Source organism: Falsiroseomonas sp. HW251, from assembly GCF_050563545.1.
Lineage (GTDB): Bacteria > Pseudomonadota > Alphaproteobacteria > Acetobacterales > Acetobacteraceae > Falsiroseomonas.
Genome location: NZ_JBNXUM010000003.1, coordinates 317,723 through 341,841, shown reverse-complemented (window position 1 = coordinate 341,841; position 24,119 = coordinate 317,723). Strand labels below are relative to the sequence as shown.

Annotated in this window: 22 protein-coding genes; 10 read left to right on the top strand and 12 right to left on the bottom strand. The window is 72.7% G+C overall.

Annotation, left to right across the window (positions count from 1 at the left end):
* Positions 1 to 361: 361 nt before the first annotated feature.
* The 5 genes from ACLF3M_RS05340 to ACLF3M_RS05320 are packed head-to-tail and all read right to left on the bottom strand — an operon-like array spanning position 362 to position 6,366.
* Positions 362 to 2,560 carry a DUF3141 domain-containing protein gene (locus tag ACLF3M_RS05340; RefSeq protein WP_430655824.1) on the bottom strand — a complete coding sequence of 733 codons (2,199 nt, stop codon included), beginning with the start codon at positions 2,558 to 2,560 and terminating at the stop codon, positions 362 to 364.
* Positions 2,560 to 3,018: a hypothetical protein gene (locus ACLF3M_RS05335; protein ID WP_430655823.1), complete on the bottom strand. Its 459-nt coding sequence runs from the start codon at positions 3,016 to 3,018 to the stop codon at positions 2,560 to 2,562. The genes ACLF3M_RS05340 and ACLF3M_RS05335 overlap by 1 nt, the downstream gene beginning before the upstream one ends.
* Positions 3,019 to 3,031: 13 nt before the next feature.
* Complete coding sequence (gene fabI, locus ACLF3M_RS05330) at positions 3,032 to 3,820, bottom strand: enoyl-ACP reductase FabI (protein ID WP_430655822.1); 789 nt, start codon at positions 3,818 to 3,820, stop codon at positions 3,032 to 3,034.
* Positions 3,821 to 3,829: 9 nt separating this feature from the next.
* Positions 3,830 to 4,996 (bottom strand): acetate/propionate family kinase, encoded by a 1,167-nt coding sequence (locus ACLF3M_RS05325; protein ID WP_430655821.1) that lies wholly within the window; start codon positions 4,994 to 4,996, stop codon positions 3,830 to 3,832.
* A complete protein-coding gene (locus ACLF3M_RS05320; RefSeq protein WP_430655820.1) occupies positions 4,993 to 6,366 on the bottom strand; it encodes a bifunctional enoyl-CoA hydratase/phosphate acetyltransferase in 1,374 nt (457 codons plus the stop codon). Before ACLF3M_RS05320 ends, ACLF3M_RS05325 begins: the two co-directional genes overlap by 4 nt.
* Positions 6,367 to 6,647: 281 nt before the next feature.
* Between ACLF3M_RS05320 and ACLF3M_RS05315 the strand changes: the two genes are divergently transcribed.
* The 6 genes from ACLF3M_RS05315 (at position 6,648) to ACLF3M_RS05290 (ending at position 13,452) form a co-directional block, all read left to right on the top strand.
* The gene (locus ACLF3M_RS05315; RefSeq protein WP_430655819.1) at positions 6,648 to 8,375 is read left to right on the top strand and encodes a DUF3300 domain-containing protein; all 1,728 of its coding nucleotides are present in this window, start codon (positions 6,648 to 6,650) and stop codon (positions 8,373 to 8,375) included.
* Between the two features lie 2 nt (positions 8,376 to 8,377).
* The gene (locus ACLF3M_RS05310; RefSeq protein WP_430655818.1) at positions 8,378 to 9,361 is read left to right on the top strand and encodes a DUF2950 domain-containing protein; all 984 of its coding nucleotides are present in this window, start codon (positions 8,378 to 8,380) and stop codon (positions 9,359 to 9,361) included.
* Between the two features lie 87 nt (positions 9,362 to 9,448).
* Positions 9,449 to 9,808, top strand: a complete 360-nt coding sequence (locus ACLF3M_RS05305) for a potassium channel family protein (protein ID WP_430655817.1) — start codon at positions 9,449 to 9,451, stop codon at positions 9,806 to 9,808.
* A 34-nt stretch (positions 9,809 to 9,842) separates the two neighbouring features.
* Positions 9,843 to 11,516: a SulP family inorganic anion transporter gene (locus ACLF3M_RS05300; protein WP_430655816.1), complete on the top strand. Its 1,674-nt coding sequence runs from the start codon at positions 9,843 to 9,845 to the stop codon at positions 11,514 to 11,516.
* 71 nt (positions 11,517 to 11,587) lie between these two features.
* Positions 11,588 to 12,724, top strand: a complete 1,137-nt coding sequence (rffA, locus tag ACLF3M_RS05295; RefSeq protein ID WP_430655815.1) for a dTDP-4-amino-4,6-dideoxygalactose transaminase — start codon at positions 11,588 to 11,590, stop codon at positions 12,722 to 12,724.
* Positions 12,724 to 13,452: a WbqC family protein gene (locus ACLF3M_RS05290; RefSeq protein ID WP_430655814.1), complete on the top strand. Its 729-nt coding sequence runs from the start codon at positions 12,724 to 12,726 to the stop codon at positions 13,450 to 13,452. The genes rffA and ACLF3M_RS05290 overlap by 1 nt, the downstream gene beginning before the upstream one ends.
* Here ACLF3M_RS05290 and ACLF3M_RS05285 read toward each other — a convergent pair.
* Positions 13,433 to 14,245 (bottom strand): phytanoyl-CoA dioxygenase family protein, encoded by an 813-nt coding sequence (locus ACLF3M_RS05285; protein WP_430655813.1) that lies wholly within the window; start codon positions 14,243 to 14,245, stop codon positions 13,433 to 13,435. The two genes, ACLF3M_RS05290 and ACLF3M_RS05285, sit on opposite strands and share 20 nt — an antisense overlap.
* 119 nt (positions 14,246 to 14,364) lie before the next feature.
* On the opposite strand from ACLF3M_RS05285, the gene ACLF3M_RS05280 reads away from it, so the two are divergent.
* Positions 14,365 to 15,294, top strand: coding sequence for a glycosyltransferase family 2 protein (locus tag ACLF3M_RS05280; protein WP_430655812.1), 930 nt, complete (start codon positions 14,365 to 14,367; stop codon positions 15,292 to 15,294).
* Positions 15,291 to 15,923 carry a class I SAM-dependent methyltransferase gene (locus ACLF3M_RS05275; RefSeq protein WP_430655811.1) on the top strand — a complete coding sequence of 211 codons (633 nt, stop codon included), beginning with the start codon at positions 15,291 to 15,293 and terminating at the stop codon, positions 15,921 to 15,923. The genes ACLF3M_RS05280 and ACLF3M_RS05275 overlap by 4 nt, the downstream gene beginning before the upstream one ends.
* Before the next feature lie 7 nt (positions 15,924 to 15,930).
* On the opposite strand, the gene ACLF3M_RS05270 is transcribed toward ACLF3M_RS05275, so the two are convergent.
* From ACLF3M_RS05270 to ACLF3M_RS05250, 5 genes are read right to left on the bottom strand one after another with little or no spacing between them, the layout of a single operon-like run.
* Positions 15,931 to 16,827 carry a hypothetical protein gene (locus ACLF3M_RS05270; RefSeq protein ID WP_430655810.1) on the bottom strand — a complete coding sequence of 299 codons (897 nt, stop codon included), beginning with the start codon at positions 16,825 to 16,827 and terminating at the stop codon, positions 15,931 to 15,933.
* Positions 16,828 to 17,490 (bottom strand): acetyltransferase, encoded by a 663-nt coding sequence (locus ACLF3M_RS05265; RefSeq protein ID WP_430655809.1) that lies wholly within the window; start codon positions 17,488 to 17,490, stop codon positions 16,828 to 16,830.
* Positions 17,491 to 17,537: 47 nt separating this feature from the next.
* Positions 17,538 to 18,146, bottom strand: a complete 609-nt coding sequence (locus ACLF3M_RS05260) for a class I SAM-dependent methyltransferase (protein ID WP_430655808.1) — start codon at positions 18,144 to 18,146, stop codon at positions 17,538 to 17,540.
* A complete protein-coding gene (locus tag ACLF3M_RS05255; protein ID WP_430655807.1) occupies positions 18,139 to 19,026 on the bottom strand; it encodes a lysylphosphatidylglycerol synthase domain-containing protein in 888 nt (295 codons plus the stop codon). The genes ACLF3M_RS05260 and ACLF3M_RS05255 overlap by 8 nt, the downstream gene beginning before the upstream one ends.
* Positions 19,023 to 19,970 (bottom strand): class I SAM-dependent methyltransferase, encoded by a 948-nt coding sequence (locus ACLF3M_RS05250; protein WP_430655806.1) that lies wholly within the window; start codon positions 19,968 to 19,970, stop codon positions 19,023 to 19,025. The genes ACLF3M_RS05255 and ACLF3M_RS05250 overlap by 4 nt, the downstream gene beginning before the upstream one ends.
* 115 nt (positions 19,971 to 20,085) lie before the next feature.
* On the opposite strand from ACLF3M_RS05250, the gene ACLF3M_RS05245 reads away from it, so the two are divergent.
* Complete coding sequence (locus tag ACLF3M_RS05245) at positions 20,086 to 22,068, top strand: hypothetical protein (protein WP_430655805.1); 1,983 nt, start codon at positions 20,086 to 20,088, stop codon at positions 22,066 to 22,068.
* A gap of 20 nt (positions 22,069 to 22,088) precedes the next feature.
* Positions 22,089 to 23,135 carry an Ldh family oxidoreductase gene (locus ACLF3M_RS05240; RefSeq protein WP_430655804.1) on the top strand — a complete coding sequence of 349 codons (1,047 nt, stop codon included), beginning with the start codon at positions 22,089 to 22,091 and terminating at the stop codon, positions 23,133 to 23,135.
* Here ACLF3M_RS05240 and ACLF3M_RS05235 read toward each other — a convergent pair.
* Positions 23,132 to 24,091 carry a tripartite tricarboxylate transporter substrate binding protein gene (locus tag ACLF3M_RS05235; RefSeq protein WP_430655803.1) on the bottom strand — a complete coding sequence of 320 codons (960 nt, stop codon included), beginning with the start codon at positions 24,089 to 24,091 and terminating at the stop codon, positions 23,132 to 23,134. The genes ACLF3M_RS05240 and ACLF3M_RS05235 overlap by 4 nt on opposite strands.
* Positions 24,092 to 24,119 lie beyond the last annotated feature (28 nt).

Below are 24,119 nucleotides of genomic sequence, written 5' to 3'. Positions count from 1 at the left end.
GAACCACGACGCGCTGCAGGACCCCTCGCTCGGTGCCGGCCGGCGCTTCGCGCTGCACGCGATCGACGCCGTCGGCCTGGTGCATGCGATCCTGCTCCGCATCCAGGTCGCCATGCTGCCCTTCACCACTCTCGTCATGGGCGGGCACTGACGTCACGCGCCGCCGGCGGTTCGCCGGCGCGCGGGGTGTCTCATAGCGTCTTGCGTTTGTGTTGACACACAAACGCCCTCAAGCGCCGGCATCCGCCGGCTTGGCTTGTCACGCCGAAGGCGTGCGCCTCGCACAACGCACAAGCGGCGGCGGCCTTCGGCCGCTCGGCCTGCCGCGCGCGCCGCAGGTCAGGCCATAAGCTCGGCGGTATCAGGCGGCGGTCGAGCCAGCGGGACGGAGACGCCGGACCTTCCCGCCGGCAGCCGGATCGGGCTCGCCGAGGAAGATGCGCTCGATCGTCGCCAGCCGCTCCGCCTCCTGCGGCGGGATGTCGCCGGTCGCATCCACCACGGAGCGGATAAGCGCGAAGGCTTCGGCGCGCTTCTCGGGATCGGCCGGCAGCAGCTGCGGCAGCGTGGCGAGTGCCTCGGCCTCGTCCACCAACAGCATGAAGAACTGCTCGCGGACGATGCGCTTGAATTCCGGCAAGGGCAGCGTCTGCCGCCCATAGGCCTCCCGGATGCGGCGGATCACCGCGAAGGAACGTTCATCGGCACGGCCGGTCGAGAGGCGCACCCAGGCGAGCGAGCGCAGCAGCGCCTCGTGGATGCCGCCCTCAGTCATGCGGGCGCGCAGCCGCTCGGTCGCGAGGGCGACGAAGCGGCGATGCTCCGGCGTCTCGCCCGGGCGCGGGCGCGGCGGCGCGGTCTCCGCCGCGAGGCCCGTCATGGCCTGCATAAGGGGTGAATCGTAGATCACCTGGAACAGCCGTTCCCTCGCGGCGTCGCTCTGCTGGCCGTAGGCCGTCAGGGCCTGCTCGATCGTGTCCGACAGCACCTTCTCGGCGATGCGGCCGGGGTTGCCGCGCTCGATTTGCTGGCGATGCTCGCGGACCATCTCGGCCGCCTGGCGCACCCAGGCCATCCACGGATTGCGGTCGGAGAACAGCGTGTAGGAAAGGCGCGCCGGATGCAGCTGGGCTAGGGTCTCCGCCACCGGCGGCGTCGCCACGGCGCGCAGCGCGGGCTGCGCGACCATCCGGTAGAGGGCGAGGTTCGCTTCCGACACGCGGCGCGCGGCGGCGAAGCGCCTCTCGTCCTCCTCGGTCGTGCCGCCGTGGCGCGCGAGGTCGGTCATATCGCGCGCCTCGAATCCGACGAGCCAGTCGCCGCCGGCCAGCTCCTCGCCGTGCAGGCCCTTCGATTCCTGCAGCACTGCCTCGTACAGGCCGGGCGGCAGGACGTCGATCATGTCCATGTTGGACGCGAACTCGTTGTGCTCCTTCCGCGCGACGCCGCCCGAGACGAAGATGCCGAGATGGCCGATGCTGCCATGCACGGAATAGACGATCGTCTGGCCGTGCGTGCGCAGGTCGTTGATGTCCCTGTACAGGTCGCTCACCCAGGACAGCGCCTGCGCCGGCGGCGTGATGTCGTCGCCTTCCGAGCAGAAGACGATGATCGGCGAGGCGATGTTGCGCAGGTCCACCCGCGTGCCGTCCGAGAAGGTGAGCTCGCCGCTGGCCAGCCGGTTGCCGATGAAGAGCTGGTCCACGATGAACTGCATCTCCTCGGCGTTCAGCGTGACATGGCCGCCCCACCATTTCTCGAAGCCGAGGTAGCGGTCGGCGGCGCGATCCACGTCGGCCCAGACCTCGTACTGCTTCATCCAGTAGGTGTTCGCCGGATTGCCGGATTCGAAGTTGCTCACCAGCCAGGCGCCGTCGAACTTCCCGGCACCGAGGTCGCCGGTCATCGCGGTGAGCCAGGAACCGCCGAGCACCCCGCCGAGGTAGCGCATCGGCGCCTTGCCGGGCACGCCGGCCCAGGTGGAGACCGGGGAGCCGGCGACCAGCAGCGGCCCGAAGGCCTCCGGCCGGATCGCGGCGGCCATCAGCAGCGCCCACCCGGCCTGGCAATTGCCGATCGCGACCGGCCTGCCCTCGGCCTGCGGGTGCCGGCGGCCGACCTCCTCGGCGAAGGCGATGATGGCGCGGACCACGTCCTCGATCGTCTGGCCCGGCTCGGGGTCGGGGCGGAAGCCGACGAAGTAGCAGGGATGGCCGGCATTCATGGCCACGCCGATCTCGCTGTCGGCCTTGAAGCCACCGATGCCCGGCCCGTGGCCGGCGCGCGGATCGATGACGATGAAGGGCCGCTTGCGCTGATCGGGCGTCGGCGCGGCGGGCGGCGGGCGCATGCGCGCCATCCAGTAGTTCACCGGCCTCGGCAGGCCGCTGCCATCCATCACCACGTCGAAGTCGAAGCTGAGGACGTGCCGCATCGGGTCGTCCTCGCGCTCGAGGAAGGCATTGCCGCGCTGGCGCAGCACGTCGAGGAACAGCACCGAGCGCTGCCACGCATCGAGCGTGTAAGATGCCCAGGGGAACATGCCGTCCATGGCGGTCATCAGATCTGCTCCTCGGCGCTCTTCCATGTCAGGATGAAGCCGACGTCGCCTGGCATGCCGTTCGGCCAGTCCAGGATCTCCGCCTTGAGCTGGAAGCCGCGCGGCGCGAGCTCTCGGACGAAGAAGTCGTAGGCCCGCTTCGGGAAGCCCTCGAGCTTTGCGTGCCAGTTCGGGTCCCTGCTGGTCACGCCGCGGCCCTGGTCGGGCAGCCATTCCGATGGGAATTGCAGCACCAGTGCCTGCTTCTCGCCGCGCTCGACCTGCTTGGCGACCAGGGCCGCGATGCGGTCCATGGCCTCGGGCTGGACGTCGCGTTCCTCGAAGGACGCGCGCAGCTTCTCTCGCTCCGCCTTCTGCGCGGCCTCGTAGGCGCGCTTCTCCGCTTCTTCCGCCTCCTTGCGCGACCTCACGAGGTCGCGCACCGCGTCGGCGCTGAAGCCCTTGCCTGATAGGCTCATGGCGATCGTCCCTCTACGCCAGGATGTGGTAGCCGCCGTCTATGTAGAGCGTCTCGCCCGTCATCGCCGCGCCGTAGTCGCTGGCGAGGAAGACGCAGGCCGCGCCGACCTCCTCGATCGTCACCAGCCGGCGCACCGGCGCGCGGGTGGAGACCCGTTCCATCAGTTCGTCGAAATCCTTGATGCCGCCGGAGGCCGCGCGCGTGGCGAGCGGACCGGGGCTGACGGCATGCACACGGATGCCCTTCGGCCCGAGTTCCGTCGCGACGTAGCGCACCGCCGATTCCAGCGCCGCCTTCACCGGCCCCATGATGCCGTAGTTGTCCACGACCTCGTTGGCGCCGAGATAGGTCATGGTCAGCATCGTTCCGCCATCCTTCATCAGCGGCTCCGCACGGCGCGCCATGTCGAGGAAGGACCAGCAGGACACATCCATCGCCGTCAGGAATCCCTCCCGCGGGCAGTCCACCACGCGGCCCTGCAGCGCTTCCTTGGGCGCGAAGGCGATGGAGTGGACCAGGATGTCGAGCCGTCCCCAGGCCTTGTCCACAGCATCGAACACGGCGTCCAGCTGCGCCGCGTCGCGCACCTCGAGCGGCATGAACAGCGACGCCTCCACCTGCCTCGCCAGCGGCTCGACATGCGGCTTCGCGCGCTCGTTCAGGTAGGTCATGGCGATGTCGGCGCCGGCCTTGCGCATCGCCGAGGCGCAGCCCCAGGCGATGGAGCGGTCATTGGCCACGCCGACGACCAGCGCCTTCTTGCCGGTCAGGACGGGCGGCAGCCCTTCGGTCCGTGTCATGCGCCCTCCTCAGCCCAGCAGCGACCGCGTGTGGCGGGCGATCATCAGGTTCTCGTCGGTCGGGACGACATGCACGCCGACGCGGCTGCCCTCGGCGCTGATGCGCGCTGCGTTGGCGGCGTTCGCGGCCTCGTCGAGCTCGACGCCCATCCAGGCGCAGGCGCGGCACACCGCCGCGCGGATCGTCGCGGCGTTCTCGCCAACGCCGGCGGTGAAGACGATGCCGTCGAGACCGCCCATCGCGCCGGCCATGGATGCGAGGTTGCGCGCGACCTGGTGGACGAAGACCTCGATCGCGAAGCGCGCGCGCGGCTCGTCGCTCGCCAGCAGGTCGCGGAAATCCGACGAGATGCCGGACAGGCCGAGCAAGCCGGATCGCCGGTACAGAAGCGCCTCGATCGCCGGGGCGTCCATGCCCTCGGCCAGCAGGTGCAGCACGACGGCGGGGTCGAGCTGCCCGCAGCGCGTGCCCATGGGTAGCCCGTCGAGCGCCGAGAAGCCCATCGTCGTCGCCATGCTGCGCCCCGCCCGCAGCGCGCAGAGCGAGGCCCCGTTGCCGAGATGCGCGACGACCACGCGTCCGCCCGCGACCGCGGGCGCCACAAGCGGCAGGACGGAGGCGATATACTCGTAGGACAGGCCGTGGAAGCCGTAGCGGCGGATGCCGCGCTCCGCCATGTCGTAGGGCAGGGCGAAGACCTGCGCGACCTCGGGGATGGTGCGGTGGAACGCGGTGTCGAAGCAGGCGACCTGCGGCAGGTCCGGGTTGCGCTCCAGCGCGGCGCGGATCGGCGAGAGGTTGTGCGGCTGGTGCAGCGGCGCGAGCGGGATGAAGGCCGCGAGTTCGTCCACCAGCGCCGGCGTCACGCGCGCCGGCGCGGCGTGGCGCGGCCCGCCATGCACCACGCGGTGCCCGATCGCGGCGAGGCGCCTGCCGGCCAGCCACTCCTGCAGCCAGGGCAGCAGCGCGACCAGCGCCTCGCCCGGGGTTGCCGGCGGCGCCGTCGTGACGTCGGGCGGTGGCAGCGCCTGGCCCGTCCCGCTCCTCGCCTTCGCCGCGGGCCGCACGCCGATGCCGTCCACCTGTCCGTTCAGCAGGCATTCGTCGCCGTCATAGATCGAGAACTTCAGCGAGGAGGATCCCGCATTGACGACGCCGACCAGGGCCGCGGTCATGCCGCCTTGCCCTTCGCCGCCGCCAGCAGCCGCGCCAGCGCGATGGAGGCGAGCCGCGAGGCCACGCTGTCGGCGCGGCTGGTCAGGATGATCGGCACCTTGGCGCCGAGCACGATGCCGGCGCTGTCCGCGCCGGCGAGGTAGCTCAGCTGCTTGGCCACCATGTTCCCCGCCTCGAGGTCCGGCACGACCAGGATATCGGCCTCGCCCGCGACCGGCGAGACGATCTTCTTGATCTCCGCCGCGGCGCGGCTGACCGCGTTGTCAAAGGCGAGCGGCCCGTCCAGCAGCGCGCCGGTGATTTGGCCGCGATCGGCCATCTTGCACAGAAGCGCCGCGTCCATGCTGCCCTGGATCTTCGGATTGACCGTCTCGACCGCCGACAGGATCGCGACCTTGGGCTGCGGGTTGCCCAGTGCGTGCAGCATGTCCACGGCGTTCTGGACGATGTCCACCTTGGTCATGAGGTCGGGGGCGATGTTGATCGCGGCGTCGGTGACGAAGAGCGCCCTGGGATAGGACGGCACGTCCATCGCGAAGACATGGCTGATGCGGCGCGCCGTGCGCAGCCCGCCCTCGCGCGACACCACGGCCGACATTAGCTCGTCCGTGTGCAGGCTGCCCTTCATCAGCGCCTCCGCGGCGCCGTCGCGGCAGAGCCTCACCGCCGCCATCGCGGCCTCGAGCGGGGTGGCGGCGTCCAGCACCTCGGCGCCGTCCAGCGTGACGCCGGCCGCCGCGGCGGCGGCCGCAATCGCCGCGCGCGGCCCGACCAGGACGGGTCTCAGCCCGCCGTCGCGCATCGCCTGCAGCGGCCCGAGCAGGCTGTCGCGGTCGCAGGGCCAGGCGACGGCGACGCTGAGAGCCGGGGCGCGCGCTGCGCCCTGCATCAGCCGCTCGAGATGGCTGTGGCGATGCAGGATGATGTCGGGCCGCGCCTCCGGCCGTAGCGTGACGGGCTCCTCCGGCAGGCGCAGCGTCACGCTGCCCTCCGCCAGGCGCCCGCGCGCGCAATCCACGGCCAGCGCGACCACGACGGTGTCCTCCGCGGGACGCGAGGCGATGCTGCCGGAGACGGTGACGCGGTCGCCCACCGCGGGATCGAGGCCGAAGCGCAGCTCCTGCGCCAGGACCTCGCTGCCCGGCCCGGGCAGGCGATGCGCAACGAAGTCGAGCACGATGCCATGCACCAGCATAGCCAGCGCCGCGTCGGGCAGCTTTCCCGGCGCCGCGTCGGGCGCACCGAACAGCGCCGCGACCACGTCGAAGCCACGGGCCTGCAGCTCGTGCTCGCTGGTGGCGACCAAGCCCGGCGCGGCGTCGCGCCGCGACAACCCGACCAGGGGGGCAGCCTCGTCCCGGGTGCTCACGCTCGCTCTCCTCGCCCTTGTCCGCCCGTCGCGCGGGCCGCCCGGGGCTTCCCGGGGGCTTATGTTGCACCGCACGTTGGTGGAGCGACCACGGGCGCACAAGGCCGCGCGCTATCGAAAAACACCCTTTGAGGTATCGTCCCGGAGGCCGGCCCGCGTGCCTTTGCGAATGCGAGTGGATTGACGCGCGGAATTCGACAACGATTGCAGGCGACGCATGCCGCTCCGGCTTCCTAACGTTGGGAGCGGCGACTCGACGCCGGCGCAGGTGGGGAATGGCAATGAGACTGGCAGGCACGAAGCAGGCCCCTGTGCCGGTGACGGGCTGGCGGCGCGCGGCGCTGCTGCTTGGCGTCGCAAGCATCGGCTGGGTCTCCGCCACCGCCGGCCTTCCCGCGCACTGGGCCTTCGCCCAGGCGCCAAGTCCGGCACCCGCGCCGGTCCAGGCGCCGCAGGGTGAGCGTCTCACCCAGATGCAGCTGGAGCAGCTGCTCGCGCCGATCGCGCTCTACCCGGACGAGCTCCTGACGCAGGTCATGATGGCGGCGACCTATCCGCTTGAGGTCGTGCAGGCGCAGCGCTGGCTGCGGCAGGGCCAGAACGCGCAGCTGCGCGGCGATGCGCTGGCACAGGCGCTGCAGGCGCAGCCCTGGGATCCCTCGGTGAAGTCCCTGGTGCCCTTCCCCGACGTGCTGGCGATGATGAACGACCAGCTGGAATGGACCCAGCAGGTCGGCGACGCGCTGCTGGACCAGCAGGAGGACGTGCTCAACACCGTCCAGGTCCTGCGCGGCCGCGCCCAGGCCGCCGGCCATCTGCAGAGCGGGCCGCAGCAGACCGTCACGGTGTCGCAGACCACGGTCAGGCCGCCCACGACGTCGGCCGCCGCGACGACGGTGGTGCAGGCGCCGCCCCAGACGATCGTGATTCAGCCCACGCAGCCCGAGACGGTCTATGTCCCGGCCTACAACCCGAACGTCGTCTACGGGACCTGGCCCTATCCCGCCGCGCCGCCGGCCTATTATCCGCCGCCCGCGGGATGGGGGCTGGGATCGGCCCTGCTGACCGGCATGGCCTTCGCCGGCGGCGTGGCGCTGGTCGGCTCGCTCTGGGGCTGGGCCTCGCCGGGCTGGGGCGGCGGGTCCATCAACGTGAATGCGAACCGCTACAACAACATCAACGTCAACCGGCAGCAGATAAGCGGCAACACCTGGCGGCACGATTCCTCGCACCGCCAGGGCGTCGCCTATCGGAACCAGGAGGTCCGCGACCGCTACCGCGGGGATGGCGGCCAGGCCGCGCGGGACCGGGCGCAGAGCCGGGAGCAGTTCCGGGGACGCATGGACCAGGTGGACCGAGGCGGGCAGCTTGGAGACCGAGGCGGCGTTGGCGACCGCGGAGGGTTGGGCGACCGGGGCGGCGTGGGCGATCGCGGTGGAGTAGGCGACCGCGGCGGGCTCGGAGACCGCGGCGGATTGGGCGACCGGGGCGGCGTGGGCGATCGCGGTGGAGTAGGCGACCGCGGCGGGCTCGGAGACCGCGGCGGACCGGGCGACCGGGGCGGCGTGGGCGATCGCGGCGGAGTGGGTGACCGCGGCGGGCTCGGAGACCGCGGCGGACCGGGCGACCGGCAGGCCGGCGGCGCGCAGCGGCAGAACCTGGCCGATCGCGGCCCGGCCGCCGGCGGCCAGCGCCCGGGCGCCGCGGACCGCCCGGCTGCGGGCAATCGCGCGGCCCAGGCCGGCGCCGCGCAGCGCCCGGCGGCAGCCCAGCGACCCTCGGTTCCGCAATCGCCGAACGGCCGACCGCAAGTGCAGCAGCGCCCGGCTCCGCAGCGGTCTCCACAGGCCTTCCAGGGTATGGGCAGCGGTGGCGCCGAACGTGCCGCCGCGCAGCGCGGCGCGGCAAGCCGGCAGGCCCCGCAGCGCGCCGCCGCGGCACCGCACCGGGGTGGCGGTGGTGGCGCACGCGCCGGTGGCGGCGGCGGTGGCCGAGGGGGGAGGCGCTGACCATGCGTGACGCGATCGCATCCACGATTAGAGGCGCGCTGGCGGCGCTGCTGGTGGCCGGCGCCGCCTGGGCACAGGCGCCCGCCGCGGACACCGCGGGCGCTCCTTCAGAGCCCCGTGCGGAGGCGCCGCGGGCGGTCGCGCCGCAAGCCTTCGGCTCGCCGGAGGACGGCTTCGCCGCCTTCGTCGCCGCCATCCGCTCGGGCGAGATGCGGCGGCTGGAGCGCGTGATCGGCTCGGCCAACATGCCGCTGGTGCGCGACATCGATCCCGGCATCGCGCGCCAGGCGCGGGAACGCTTCCTCGCGGCGCAGGCGGAAAAGTCGGAGATCACGCGGCCCTCGCCCGACCGGGCCGTGCTGCAGGTCGGCCCCGATGGCTGGCCGCTGCCGCTGCCGCTGGTCCGCCGCGGCAATGCCTGGCGCTTCGATTCCGCGGCCGCCCGGCAGGAGATCCTGGACCGCCGCATCGGCCGCAACGAGCTCGACACCATCGAGACGCTGCGCGCGATCGCGGACGCGCAGGACGACTATGCCCGCACGGCCGGGCGGCAGGGCGCGTTCAGCGCCTATGCCAGGCGCTTCTTCTCGACACCCGGGCAGCGCGACGGGCTCTACTGGGATACGGCGCCCGGCGAGCCCGGCAGCCCGCTCGGCCCGATGCTCGCGGCGGCGAGCGCCGGCGGCTACGCCCGCACGCGCGCCGACACGCCGCAGCCTTTCCACGGCTATCTCTTCCGCATGCTGGAGCGACAGGGCCCCGCGGCGCCGGGCGGGGCCGCGGACTACGTCGTGAACGGGCGAATGATCGGGGGCTGGGCGGCGATCGCGACACCGTATCGCTGGGGCTCGACGGGCATCATGACCTTCATGATCAGCCACGCGGGCGATGTCTGGCAGGCCAATCTGGGACCGGAGACGGCGCGCATCGCGGCCGGCATCGCGAGCTTCGATCCCGGCCAGGGCTGGGAGAAGGTCGCGGATTGAGCGCCAGCCCGCCACGCACGGGCTTGTCGGGCCGACCTGCCGCGCCCGCGCGTATTGTCGATCGCCGCTTTCTCGAGGCTGACCCGGATGGAACCAGGTGCGCTGTCGGACCTGCGCCGACTTTTCCTGCTCGCCCTGCTTCGCCGCCTGCGGGTGATGTGGCCCGTGCTGTCGGGCCTCATGCTGCTGATCGCGAGCCTCGGCGGCGTGGTCGGCGTCATCGAGAGATGGGGCGTGCCGGAGGGCATCTACTTCGCCTTCGTCACCAGCCTCACGATCGGGTACGGCGACTTCGCCCCGAGCACGCGCGTGACCAGGGTGATGGCCGTCGCGATCGGCCTGCTGGGCATCCTCTTCACGGGCTTGGTGGCGGCGCTGGCGGTCACCGCCTTCGAGGCCACGCCCATCGGCCGCCGAGGATCATCCCCGGCCCCGCCGGAGGAGTAGCGCCCGGCGGGGCCGCCGCGCGAAGGATCCCCCGGTGATCGGCTTCCCGCCCGCCGCCTGGCTCGGCCGCTATTCCGCCCGCGCCGCCCGGTCCGATCTCGTCTCCGGCGTGACGCTGGCCGCCTATGCGATTCCCGTCGCGCTGGCCTACGCGGCTCTCGCGGGCCTGCCGCCGCAAGTCGGGATCTATGGCTACATGCTCGGCGGCATCGGCTATGCGCTGCTCGGCTCCTCCCGCCAGCTCGCGATCGGGCCGACCTCGGCGATCTCGCTCATGGTGGGCGCGAGCGTCGCGGGCATGGCGGGCGGCGATCCCGCGCGCCATCTCGAGATCGCGACGCTCACCGCCTTCGCCGTCGCGCTGGTCTGCCTGGTCGCCTGGGTGGCGCGGCTGAGCGTGCTGGTGAAGCTGATCAGCGACAGCGTCCTCATCGGCTTCCGCGCCGGCGCCGGGATCACGATCGCCCTGACGCAGATGCCGAGCCTCTTCGGCGTGCCGGGCGGCGGCACCAACGTGATCGAGCGCGTCGTCCTGCTGGCCGGCCAGATACCCGGTACGAACCCCGTGACGCTCGCGCTTGGCGCCGCGGCGATCGCGCTTCTCCTGCTCGGCGCGCGGCGGATGCCGACCTGGCCGGTCGGACTTGGCGTCGTCGTCCTCGGCATCCTGTGCGTGACGGCGTTCGGCCTGCGCGCGCGGGGCGTCGTCGTCACGGGCGCGATCCCGCCAGGCCTGCCGGGGATCGGCCTGCCTTCCCTGGGGTTCGCGGATGTGGACGGCATCTTTCCCCTCGCCGCGGGCTGCGTGCTGCTGGCCTATATTGAGGGGATCTCCGCCGCGCGCAGCTTCGCCGAGAAGCACGGCTACGACGTGAACCCGAGGCAGGAGCTGCTGGCGCTCGGCAGCGCGAACCTCTTCGCCGGCCTCGGCGGCGCGTACCCCGTTGCCGGCGGCCTGTCGCAGACAGCGGTGAACGAGCGGGCGGGCGCGGTCAGCCCGCTGTCGCTTCTTGTCTGCTCCGCGACGCTCGCCTTCTGCCTGCTGTTCCTGACGGGGCCGCTGGCGGATCTGCCCAAGGCGGTGCTCGCCGCGATCGTGCTGACCGCCGTCGCCGGGCTGATCGACCTCCGCGCGCTGGCCAGGCTCTGTCAGCTCAGCCGCACGGACTTCGTCGCCGCCGCGGTGGCGCTGGCCGGGGTGCTCCTGTTCGGCATCCTGCAGGGCGTGCTGCTGGCGGCGCTCGCCTCGGTGCTAATGCTGCTGCTGCGCGCGAGCCGGCCGCATGTCGCCTTCCTCGGCCGGGTGCCCGGCACGGCGATCTTCGGCGACACCGAGCGTCATCCCGACAACCTGCCGATCGAGGGCGTGCTCGCCTTTCGGCCGGAGGCCTCGCTGCTCTACGTCAACGCGGACAACGTCCTCGATGCCGTGCGGAAGCGGCTGGACGCGGGCGACCGGCCGATCCGCCTCGTCGTGTGCGACCTGTCGTCGTCGCCTACCATGGATCTCGCCGGCGCGCGCATGCTGCGCACCCTGCATGATCTCGTCTCGGCGAGGCGGATCGGCCTGCGGATCGTCGGCGCGCGCGGGCGCGTGCGCGACCTGCTTCGCCGCGAAGGCCTGGCCGCCCTGGTGGGCGGCATCGAGCGCGACGTCTCCCTCGACCAGGTGGCGTCGGAAGCCGGCGGAACCAAGACGGAGCCTTGACGGGCCTGGCTGCGACGGCGCGGCCGCGCCGGCGATGGCCCTTCCGCCCGCCCTGGTGTAACGGGTCGCCCATGAGCGACCGCGTGCCCTTCAATGCGCCCACCCTGGCCGGCAAGGAATTCGACTATATCCGCCAGGCGCTGGAGCGCCGGCACCTCGCGGGGAACGGGCATTTCTCCAAGGCCTGCCACGGCCTGATCTCGGACTTCACCGGGGGCGGGCGGGCGCTGCTGACGCATTCCTGCACCGCGGGGCTCGAGATGGCGGCCCTGCTCTGCGACCTCGGTCCCGGGGACGAGGTGTTGATGCCGTCCTTCACCTTCGCCAGCACCGCCAATGCCGTCGTGCTGCGCGGCGCCGTGCCGGTCTTCGTGGACATCCGCCCCGACACGCTCAACATCGACGAGACGCTGCTGGAGGCGGCGGTCACGCCGCGCACGCGCGCGGTCTGCGTCGTGCACTATGCCGGCGTCGCCTGCGACATGGAGGCGATCTCCGCCTTCGCTCGCCGCTACGGGCTGCTGGTGATCGAGGACGCGGCCCAGGCGCTGCACGCGACCTGGAAGGGAAGGCCGCTCGGCGGCTTCGGCGACTTCGCGGCACTCAGCTTCCACGAGACCAAGAACGTCATCGCCGGCGAGGGCGGGGCGCTGGTCGTCAACAACCCCCGTTTCGCGCTGCGCGCCGAGATCATCTGGGAGAAGGGCACCAACCGCGCGCAGTTCTATCGCGGCGAGATCTCGCGCTACACCTGGGTGGATCTCGGATCGTCCTTCCTGCCGAGCGAGGTGACCGCCGCCTTCCTGCTTGCGCAGCTCGAGCAGAGCCGCGAGATCACGCGAGCTCGGCTGCAATCCTGGAACCGCTACCACGCAGCCCTGGCGCCGCTCGAGCAGGCCGGGCGGCTGCGCCGGCCCTTGGTGCCGGCCGAGGCCGGGCACAACGGCCATATCTACTACGTGCTCGCCCGCTCGGCCCCGGCGCGGGAGGCGATGCTGGCGCGGCTCGGCGAGCTCGGCGTCAGCGCGGTGATCCACTATGTCCCGCTGCATTCCGCGCCGGCGGGGCTGCGCTTCGCGCGCACGCCGGCGCCGATGCCGGTGACGGATGACGTCGCCGCGCGGCTGGTCCGGCTGCCGATGCACCTCGCGCTCACCGAGGCCGATGTGGACCGCGTCGTCGCCGCGCTGGGGGACGCCACGCGCTGATGGCGCGCACCGTCGTCGTCACGCAGTCGAACTACCTACCCTGGCGCGGCTGGTTCGACATGCTGCGCCAGGCCGATGCGCTCGTGCTGCTCGACAGCGTGCAGTACACGCGCCGCGACTGGCGCAACCGCAACCGCATCAGGACGGCGCAGGGCCCGCAATGGCTGACCGTGCCGGTGGAGGTGAAGGGGCGCTACCTCCAGGCCGTGGACGAGACGCGTATCGCCGGGCCGGGCTGGGCGGCGGAGCATCTGCGCGCCATCGCGCTGGCCTATCGCCGCGCCGCGCATTTCGAGGCGGAGTTCCCCTGGATCGAGCGCGCGCTGACCGCCGTCGCCGCGGAGCCGATGCTGACCGCCGTGAACGAGGCGCTGATCCGCGCGACGATGGCGCGGCTGGGGATCGAACGGCCGGTGCTGCGCGACGGCGCGCTGCTGCCGCGCGACGCGCTGCCGGGGATGGACCCGTCGGAGCGGCTGGCCGCGCTGGCCGAGGCGGCAGGAGCATCGCGCTACCTCTCCGGGCCGGCGGCGAAGGCCTATCTCGATCCCGCGCCCTTCGCGCGGCGCGGCATCGACGTCGCCTGGATGGATTACGCGGGCTACCCCGAGTATCCCCAGCTCTGGGACGGCTTCGAACCCGCGGTGAGCGTAGTGGACCTGATCCTCAACACCGGCGACGCCGCGCCGGCGCTGCTGGGGCGGCCCTTCAGCACTTCCTCTCCCTGATCGCGTAGTATTCCTCGACCGAACGCGGCTGCGGGTGGGCGAGGCCGAGGAGTTGGCGCAGCGCGGGGTCGGCCGTGAAGCCCTCGCCGAGCGCGGCCGGCAGGTCGATCTGCTGGCGCAGGATCGCGATGCCGTAGAGATGGTTCACCGCGCGGCGGTCCATCCCGCTGCGGTTCACGCCGCCGCGGTGATAGGCCATGCAGTCCAGCACGATGAAGCACCCGGCGGGGGCGGCGACCTGCCGCGCCTCGCGCCGGATCAGGGCGGCGGAGGGGAAGGCTTCCTCCTTGTGCGAGGCCGGGAGGACATGGGTCGCGCCGTTCTCCAGCGTGAACTCGTCGAGGCAGAACAGCGCATTGATCGCGAGCGGGCGGGAGCTCACGAAGTGCTGGTAGGGCAGGTCGCGATGCCAGGGCGACTGGCTGTAGGTCTGGGCGCCGGCGGGATTGACGATGCCGTTCTGCTGGTTGAGCACGAAGCCCGGCCCGATCAGCCGCTCGCAGAGTGCGAGGATCGCGGGGTTTGCGGCGAGCGACAGGAAGGCCGCGGACTCCGCCAGCGGGCAGCGCAGCAGCTCGGCCTCGCCGATCGCGGCCAGGCGTGCGGCGCCGAAGCGAGCGGTCCGTGCCGCGCGCAGCGCATCGAAATCCCGCCGCAGCGCGTCAAGCGCCGCGGCGTCGAGGCCGCTGTCCACCACGGCGAAGCCGAGCAGGCGCAGGCTTTCCGCGGCCTCGTCGAGCGCGTCGCCCTCGGGCAGCGCCATCCTGACGCCGTAGCGGCTGACCGGGTCCATGGCGCGCCTCCGTCGTTGCGGCGCCTTTCCATAGCCGATGGCGCCGAGGCCGCAAGACCCGGCGCCGCGCCCGGCCGCATGGACAAGGCGCGGCTCGATGGATTATCGGCTCGGCCGGCATGAAGCTCTCGATCGTCTCGACGCTCTATCGGTCCGCGCCCGGCCTCAGGGAGTTCCACCGCCGCGCCATGCAGGCCGCGGAGGCGGTGGCCGACGAGGTCGAGATGGTGCTGGTGGATGACGGCTCCCCGGATGAGAGCCTGGATCTTGCGCTCGAGATCCAGCGCGGCGATCCACGTGTCGTCGTGGTGGAGCTGTCGCGCAACTTCGGCCACCACCGCGCCATGATGACGGGCCTCGCACAGTCCAGCGGCGAGCTGGTCTTCCTGCTCGACAGCGACCTCGAGGAGGAGCCGGAGATCCTCGGGGCCTTCCACGCGACCATGCAGCAGGGCGGCTGGGACGTCGTCTATGGCGTCCAGGCCGAGCGCCGCGGCGGGCTGGTGGATCGCGTCGCCGGGGCGGCCTTCTACGCGCTGGTCGGCGCGCTGAGCGACAGCAAGCTGCCGCGCAACCTCGTCACGGCGCGGCTGATGCGGCGGCCCTACGTGGACGCGCTGGTGACGCACCAGGACCGGTCCTTCCAGATCTCGGAGCTCTGGCTTGCGACCGGCTTCCGGCAGACGGCGATGGAGGTGCGCAAGCTCTCCCTTTCGCCGACCACCTACAGCTTCCGCCGGCGGCTGGAGATGGCGGTGCAGCAGGTCACGACGACCTCCACGCGGCTGCTGCACGTGATCTTCCACTTCGGCCTGCTGGTCTTCGCGCTGTCCCTCGCCGCGATGGGCTTCTTCCTGATGCGCTGGCTGGTGCACGGGATCGGGGTGGAGGGCTGGCTTTCCGTCATCCTTTCCGTCTGGTTCTTCGGCGGCACGATCGTCATGATCCTCGGCGTGCTCGGCCTCTACATCGCGAACATCCTGCAGGAGACGAAGCGGCGGCCCTACACGGTGATCCGTGCCGTCCATCGGGCCGGGGCGGCACCTTGACCGGGGATCGCGACGCGCTGCTCGGCTGGATCGGCAGCTACTATGCCGGCCGCATCGCGGAGCACGGGGCGACGCCGCGCGGCGTGGACTGGAATGGCGAGGCGTCGCACCGGCTGCGCCACCGGCAGTTCGTGCGGCTCGTCGGGGATGATCCCGACGCCTCGGTGCTCGATCTCGGCTGCGGCTACGGCGATTTCCTGCCCTTCCTGCGCGCGGCCGGGCATCGCGGCCGCTTCGTCGGCTACGACCTCGCCGCGCCGATGATCGAGGCCGCGCGCGCCCTGCACGGCGAGGGCGCGGACCGCGCCTGGCATGTCGGCGCGGTGCCCGAGGGCGCGGAGGACTACGCGATCGGCAGCGGCATCCTCAACGTGAAGGGCGCGACGCCCGATGCCGAATGGCGGGCGCATGTCGAGGACACGATCGCGACGCTGTCGCGCGCATCCCGCCGCGGCTTCGCCTTCAACGTGCTGAGCCTATCGAGCGACCCGGACAGGCGCCGGTCCGACCTGCATTACGCCGACCCCGCCGACATGCTGCGCATGTGCCTCGACCGCTACGGCCGGCATGTCGCGCTGTTGCAGGATTACGGGCTGTGGGAGTTCACCGTGATCGTGCGGCACGGGTGACGTCGGCTCAGGCCTCCAGCACCGCCAGCGAGAAGCCGCTGCGCCCGTAGCCGGCCCCGTTGTGCAGCATGTAGTGCCGGCCGCCGAGGTCGAAGACGGCGGGATAGGTGCGGATCTCTTCTGCCCCGTCGAAGTAAAGCGCGTCGTCGTCGCGCGTCCAGGTCACGCCGTCTGCCGAATGCGCATAGCCCAGCCGGTACTCCGCGAAGCGTCGGCAGTACCACAGGTGCCAGCCCTCGGCGTCGCGCAGCACGCAGGGGCGCGACAGCGCGAATTCCTCGCCGCCGGCGGGGCGCAGGCATGGCTCGGGGTCGCGCCGCCAGGCGCCGCCCGTGCCACGCACCGCACGCCTGATCGCGTGGTCCATCTCCATCCAGCCGGCGCCCCAGGAGAGGTGCGTGCCGTACCACAGCCACCGCTCGCCATCGCGATCGAGCGCCCAAGGGTAACCTAGCACGAAGGGATCCTCCGCGCTCCGGTCCAGCAGCGGCGCGGGTGAGGCGCGCCGAAGCCGCGTCTCGCCCGGGCCGGCGGTCGCCACGCCGATCGCGGTGCGGAAGGGCACGCTGACGCCGAGCGTCCAGCCGAGATAGAGGCATTCGATCCCGCCATCCGCTCGAGGCAGGATGCAGGACACCGACGCGCCGGCGTCGTCGAAGGCGCCGCGCGCCCCGGGCTCGAGCCAGGGCCCTATCGGCGGCCCGAGCCGTTCGAAGCCGTCGCCCCGCAGCGCGAGGTCGAGCGAGAAGATGGAGGAGCGCCCGCCGCGGTCGCGCGGCGAGAAGAAGACGCGCAGCCGCCCGTCCGGCAGCACCAGCGGCGTCGGGTAGCTCGCATGGCTCGCCAGCCAGTCGTTCTCGCCCGCCGCGACATAGACATGGCCAAGCGAATACCAGCGCTGCATTCAGATCCCGCGCAGGCGGGTAGAGGGTACGCGCGCGCGCTCCGTCGCGGCGCCCATGTAGACGCCCTCGGGCTCGGCATCGGCCAGCAGCAGCGCGCCGGCGCCGACGACGCAGCGCGGCCCGATGGTGATGTGGTCGCGCAGCGTCGCGTTGACGCCGATGAAGCAGCCCTGGCCGATCCGCACGCCGCCCGAGACCACGATGTGGGACGCCATGAAGACATCGTCCTCGATCGCGGAGTGGTGGCCGATGTGGTTGCCGGACCAGAGCGTGACATTGTTGCCGATCCTCGCGAAGGGCTGGATCGTGTTGTCTTCCAGGATGAAGCAGTTGTCGCCGTGCGACAGGTCCGCGAAGACCGTGGCGCGGCTGCTGACATAGCTCGGCAGCGTGTAGCCCAGTGCGCGGGCGGCCGCGCATTTCGCGGCGCGCACGGCATTCAGCTTCGCATAGCTCAGCGCGACGAAGAGGTCATGGCGGTCGGGCGGATACAGCGCCGCGATCTCCTCGAACGGCACCAGCGGCAAATCCATGAAGGTGTCGCCCTGGCGATAGGCGGCGTCCACCGTGAAGGCCGCGACCTTCCGCGCGGTGTCATGGGTGAAGTAGAACCAGGCGAGCGCCGCGATGTCGCCGGCGCCGAAGATGACGATCTCGCGCATGACGTCAGGCTACCATGGCGGCGGCGGCGGCTCCAAACTCGCGGCGCTCAGCGCGCCGTCATGATCCAGAAGGTGTAGGGCGGCCAGGCCTGGTGCACGACCTCGCCCGTCACGCTGCCGAAATGCGGCGCGGCCAGCGCGGCATAGGCCTCAGGGGCGCGAACATGCCGGCCGCGGTCCAGGCCGATCAGCAGCTTCGCCACGGGGTTCTGGCCGGGCGCGTAGACATTGTCGATGGTCACCACCCGCCCGCCCGGCTTCACCACGCGGCGCAGCAGCGCGAAAAGCTCGGTGGCCTGCGCGTCGTCCATGTGGTGCAGCACCGCGCCGACCAGCGCGAGGTCCACGGGGGCGAGCGCGGCGGCCGCCGCCGCGTCGAAGAAGCCGGCATGGAAGGTGCCGGCAGCGCCATGTGCGGCGCGCGCGGCGGCGACATAGTCCGGGTTCGGCTCGAAGCCGACATAGTCCACCCGCGGGAGGTAGCGCAGGATGTCGGCGGTGCCGCAGCCCACGTCGAGCATGCGCTCCCCCTCGCGGGCGCGCAGGTAGGTCCCGGCGAACCAGGCGCGGTTGCGCTCGGCGCGGAACAGCCACTGCACGAAGTCGTAGACCGCTGGGCGGCGCAGGATCGCGAAGAGGCCGCTCTTCTCAGCCATTCCTGGGGGCTCCGTGCCGCAGCAGCGGCAGATGCAGGACGCCGATGACCAGCATCACCGGCAACAGCAGCCGCAGCGCCAGCGCGCCGGCCTCCGCCGCCTCGGCCGGGTAGCCCATGGCGGCGAGCAGCGCCATGGCCGAGACCTCCTGCACGCCGAGCCCGGCCGGCACCATCGAGACGATGCCTGCCCCCGCGACGGCGCCGAGCAGCAGCATCCCCTGCCAGGGGCCGGGCACGACGTCCACCGCGGCCAGCAGCGCCAGCCAGGTGGCGAGCGTCAGGCCCCATTTGGCGACGGTGGCGGCCAGCACCGCGCCGACCGCCGGGGCGGGCAGCGGCGGGCCGGTCCAGGCGAGCAGGCGCGGGCTGCGCGCGATCCAGCGCCGGCCGAGCCGCGGCAGCAGCGCGACCGGCACCGGCAGCAGCAGCGCGGCCAGGGCGAGCGCGGCAGAGCCGGTCAGGCCATGCAGCAGCCCCGCCGCCGCCATCGCCGCGATGGCGGCGAGGTCGAGCAGCCTTTCCTGCACCAGGTTCACCGCGGAGGCGCCGAGCGGCAGCCCGGCGTCGCGCGCGTACTTCACCTTCAGCGCCTCGCCGAGCTGCATGGGCGTCGCGATGCCGAGCGCGATGGTGACGGTGACATAGGCATGCACGCTGGCCATGGTCCGCGCGCGCCAGGGCAGGCGGCTGATCGCCATCCAGCGCACGGCGCAGGCGGCATAGACGGCGAGCGAGAGCAGGAAGACCTCGGGCAGCAGCGGCCAGGGGCGGATGCGCGCCAGCGCCGCGCCGGCCTGCCCCCAATCGAAGGTGAGGGCGACCCAGCCCAGCGCGGCGGCGCCGACCAGCACCGGCCAGGCGCGCGCGAGGCGCCTCATGTCCCGCGGCGCGCCACCACCACCCTCGACCCGCCGACGGGAAAGCGCAGCCCCGCCCGGCCCAGCGCGACCTCGGCCTGCAGCACCGCCCGCAGCGCGGCGTTCACCGGGCCGGGGGGCGCGGCCTCGACCTCGGAGGCCTGCGGCGCCTCGCCAGCCCGCCGGCGCAGCCGGGCCAGGGCGCGGCTCGCCATCATCAGCGGCAGCGGCAGCGCGCAGTAGGAGGTGCTGTGCAGCACGGCGAAGCCGCCGCGCTTCAGCTTCGCCTCCATCTCGCCGCGGCGGTAGCGGCGGGCGTGGTGCGCCACCTCGTCCGCCTCGCTCCAGAGCCAGGGATGCTGCGGCACCGCGACGATCGCGACGCCGCCTGGCGCCAGCGCGCCGTGGATGGCGGCCAGCGCGGCCTCATCCTCCTCGATGTGCTCGATCACGTCGAAGGCGCCGATCAGGTCGAAGGCCCCTTCCGCGGGGATGGCGCGGGCATCCATCTGGGCGAAGGCGGCGCGGGCGCCGAGCCTGTCACGCGCCGTGCGCAGGCCGGAGGGATGGAGCTCGCTGCCGACAAGCTGCGCGGCGGGAAAGCGGCGGGCGAGCTCGGCGAGGACGAAGCCGGTGCCGCAGCCGATCTCGAGGATGCGCCGCGCGCCCGGCGCGTGCCGCGCGGCCAGCCCGCCGAGCAGCGCGTTGCGCGGCACGAACCAGAAATGGCCTTCCTCCATCGTAGCGAGCCGCGCGAAGGAAGCGGGGTCGAAGCCCGCGACGGTGTCGGCGAGGGCGGGGGCGAAGAGGGGGATGCCTTCCTCGACCGGCACCGCATGGCCGCAGGCGGGGCAGGGGTGGCCGGGCGGCCAGACCGGCCCGGCCGCGGCGATCGGTTCGGCCGCACCGCAGGCCAGGCACAGGCGGCGCGCGCCCGCCCCCGCCGCCGGTTCCGGGTCCCGCAAGGGCCGATCCCCATCCATGCCGGCGCTGGTGCGGCAGGCGGCGGCGCTTGTCCAGCCCGCCGGCGCCGGGCTTGACGCCCCGGCGGGCGGTTGCAACGACGGATCGGTGACCCGCTTGCCTTCCCTCCGCCCCCCGGTCCTGGCCGGCATCGTCCTGTTGCCGGCGCTGCTGGGGGTGGTGGTGGCGGCCAATGGGGGCGTCGCGCTCGGGCTGCTCGGCTTCGGCCTCGGGCTGGCGGCGCTGGGCTGGGGGCGGCTCGCCGGCCGGACCGCCGGGCTGCTCATCCCGTCGGAGACGGCGCTGCTGCTCGGCCTCGCCGTCGCGGCGCATCTGCTGATGCTGCCGGGGGTCGTGGGGCTCGGCGACCCGCTGTTCGGCGGGGCGCTGATCCCGCTCGGCCTGGTCGGGCTGCGCTTCGGCGCGCCGGAGGACGAGAACGGCCCGGCGTGGCGGTTGGCGCTGGTCGCCGCCTTCGGCTTCGCCGCGCTGTGGTCGCTCGATGCCAGCGCGCGCTATGCGGGCTTCGTTGCGGGCGGGCCGATCCGGATGTGGATGGACGTCTTCATCCATGCCGGGACCATCGCCCAGATCGGCGATCCCCTGGCGATGCAGCGCGGCGATATCGCGCTCGCGGGCATTCCCTCCGCGCTCTACCACACGGGCTCGCATGCGCTGGCGGCGCTGCCGGTGCGTCTCGGGCTGATTGCGCCGCTCGATGCGGTGACGGCCTTCTGGTTCCCGCTCGGCGCGGCGATGATGCCGCTCGGGACGCTCGCGCTGGGCCGGGCGCTCGGCGGCCTGGCCTGCGGGGCGCTGGCGCTGCTGCTCTTCGCGCTGCTGCCCGACCCGTCGCTCTACGGGCTGAAGCACGGCTTCCTCGGCTTCCACTGGATGATGGAGACGGCACCTGGCTCGCTCTTCGCGCTGCCGGTGGCGCTGGCGGCGACGGGGATGCTGGTGGCCTGGGCGCGGGAAGGCGGCTGGGGGCAGCTCGGCCTAGCGGTCGTGATGCTGGCGCTGACCTTCATGCTGCGCGCCCACATCTTCGTCTGGCTGGTCGTGCCCTTCGCCGCGACGGCCTGGCTGCTGCTACCCTGGCCGTCGCTGCGGCTGCGGCTGCTGGCGATGGCGGCCGGCCTGCCCGCGGGGATCGCCGCGCTGCTCTGGATCGGGCGGCACACCATCGCGGAGCGCGGGTGGGAATACTACCTGTTCTGGCACCTGCAGGCGCTGTTCATCCGGCACAACCCGACCGGCATCGACGGGGTCTATCCCGCGATCGACCGGGCGCTGAGCCCGGCCGGCGCCGCGCCGATCGGTCTGGTGCTGGCGCTGCTGGCGATGACCGGCGTGCTCGGGCTGCTGGTGCCTCTGGCGGCGGCCTGGCTCGGCCGGCGGCGCGCGCTGGCGGGCTTCGACCTGTTCCCGCTGCTGCTGGCAGGCTGGGCCTGCCTGCTGATGCTGCTGGCGCCGATGCCCTTCCATGGCGACATCACCGATTTCCGGCAGCGCGCCTTCGTGCTGCTCACGGCGGTGACGACGGCCTGGGCGGCGCGCTTCGCGCTGCTGGCCTTTCCCGCGCTGGCGCGGCCGGTGCCGCTCGCGCTCGGCGCGGTGCTCGCGCTCGGATCGGCGGCGCTCTGGCTGCCAGCGGCGCGGCAGCCGCGCATGGCCTGGGCGGCGACGAACTACCTCACGACGCCGCTGCGCCCGGGCCTGGCCGAGGCCGCGCGCTGGATCCGCGCCGAGGCCCGGCCCGGCGAGAGCTTCGCGATGCTGGGGCTCGATCCCAAGGAGGTCTGGTTCGACGACGCGACGGTGGTGATCGGCGTCGCCGGCGTGCCGGCCTGGCTCTCGCGGCCCGGGGTGATGGAAGGCTCCGGCCCGCCCCGTGCGCCGGCGGCGGCGCGGCGGGTGACGGCGCTGGCGGGGCTGCGCGACTCGCCGGACGCCGCGGCCGCCCTGGCGCGGCTGCGGGAGGAGGGCGTGGGCTTCCTGATCGCGCGGCCGGATGCGATGCCGGCATGGGACCGCAATGGCCGGCTGGCCGCCTTCGAGCGTGACGGGATGCGGGTCTGGCGGACGGCGCCGCGCTGAGGCGGCGGGTGGGGGACGGAATGGACGGGCCGGGTGGGATAACGGTGGACGGGCTGCGCGGCTTCGCCGCGGCGCTGCTGCGCGCGGCGGGGCTGGAGGCGGCGAAGGCCGGCGTCGTCGCGGAGGTGCTGGCGGAAGCCGACCTGCTCGGTCACGACACGCATGGCGTTGCGCTGCTGCCGCGCTACCTCGAGGATCTGCAATCCGGCGTTATGGCGCGGGATGGCGAGCCCGAGGTTATCGCCGACCGCGGGGCGACCATCGCCTGGAACGGGCGCCGTCTGCCGGGCTGCTGGCTCGTCTCCCACGCGCTCGACATCGGCTTCGAGCGCGTCGGGCGCTTCGGCATGGTGGGCATCGCGATCGGCAATGCGCACCACATGGGGGCGCTTGCGGCCTATCTGGAACGCGCGACGTCGCGCGGGCTGGTGCTCACCATGACGACCTGCGCACCCGGCGCGGCGACGGTCGCGCCCTTCGGGGGCCTGCGCGGCGCGCTGTCGCCGGCGCCGTCGGCCTTCGGATTCCCGACCGGCGGGGATCCCGTGATGGTCGACATCAGCGCCTCCATCACCACGAACAACATGGCGCTGCGTTTGGCGCGGGAAGGACGGCGCTATGACCGGCCCTGGCTGATGGATGCGCGGGGCGAGCCGACTGACGATCCAGCGGTGCTGCAGAAGGGTGGGACGGTGCTGCCGGCCGGCGGCACCGACCACGGTCAGAAGGGCTATGGCTGGGCGCTGCAGGCGGAGATGCTGAGCCAGGGCTTGTCCGGCCATGGCCGCGCCGACGGGCCGAAGGGCCTGGCCAATGCCGCCTTCATCCAGGTGATCGATCCCGGCGCCTTCGCCGGATTGGATGCCTTCACCCGGCAGGCCGACGCGATCGCGGCGTCCTGCCGCGCGAGCCCGCCGCGGCCCGGCCGCGATGCCGTGCGCCTGCCCGGCGAGTCCGGCCTGCGCCGCAAGGAAGCCGCGCTGGCGCGGGGCATCGCGCTGCGGCCGGAGACGCTGTCGACGCTGCGCCCCTGGGCGGAGAAGCTGTCGGTTCCGCTGCCGATCTAGCGCGGCAGCAGCCCGGCGAGGCGCACGAGTTCCTGGCTCGCCTCGCGTTCACGCGTGATCACCGCAGCGAAGTCCTGCGGCGAGGAGCCAATGCCGTAGAAGAAGTTTGGCGCCAGCATGCGCTGCATGAAGTCGGGGTTGGTGACGACGTTGCGCACGGCCTCCGACATGCGTGCGACGGTCGCGTCCGGCGTTCCGCCAGGCGCCGACAGCCCCCACCACGGTCCGTCATAGGGGAAGGCATAGCCGAGCTCGCCGAGCGAGGGCGTGTCCGGCAGTTCCGCGATGCGCCGGCGGCCGAGCACCGCGAGCGGGCGGATGCGATTGGCCTGGATCGGCGGCATGGCGAGCGCGAGCGCGCTGTAGCTCAGCTGGATGCGGCCGCCGATCAGCTCGCGGAAGGCCTCGCCGATGCCGCGGAAGGGGATGTGCTCGATCTGCAGCCCGTCGCGCGCCTTGAGCCATTCAAACAGCAGCTGCTGCGCCGACCCGCTGCCGGAGGAGCCGTAGTTCAGCCCGCTGCGCCCCTTCGCCCAGGCCACGAAGTCCCGCAGGTCGCCGGGCGGCGTGTCCATCGAGGAGACGATGACGCTGCGCGCGCCGGCCATCTGCGACACGGGCCGGATCGACGAATAGCGCGCGTAGAGCTCCGGCTCGACCCAGGGGACGGTCGAGAGATTCTCGATGTTCACCGCGCAGAAGGTGGTGCCGTCGGGCGCGGCCTGGGCGCAGGCCTCAAGCCCGATGACGCCGTTGCCGCCGGCGCGGTTCTCCACGATTACGGCGGTGCCGAGCTCGGCGCGCAGCCCCTCCGCAATGCCGCGCACCAGGATGTCGAGGTTCCCGCCGGGCGGCTGGGCGACGATGATGCGGATGCTGCGGGGCTGCGCGAGGACGGGCAGCGCGGGCAGGGCCGCGAGCGCACCGAGCAGCGCGCGCCGTGTCGTGGTGGTCATTGGCGGTTTCCTCCCTGTTCGTTGTTCT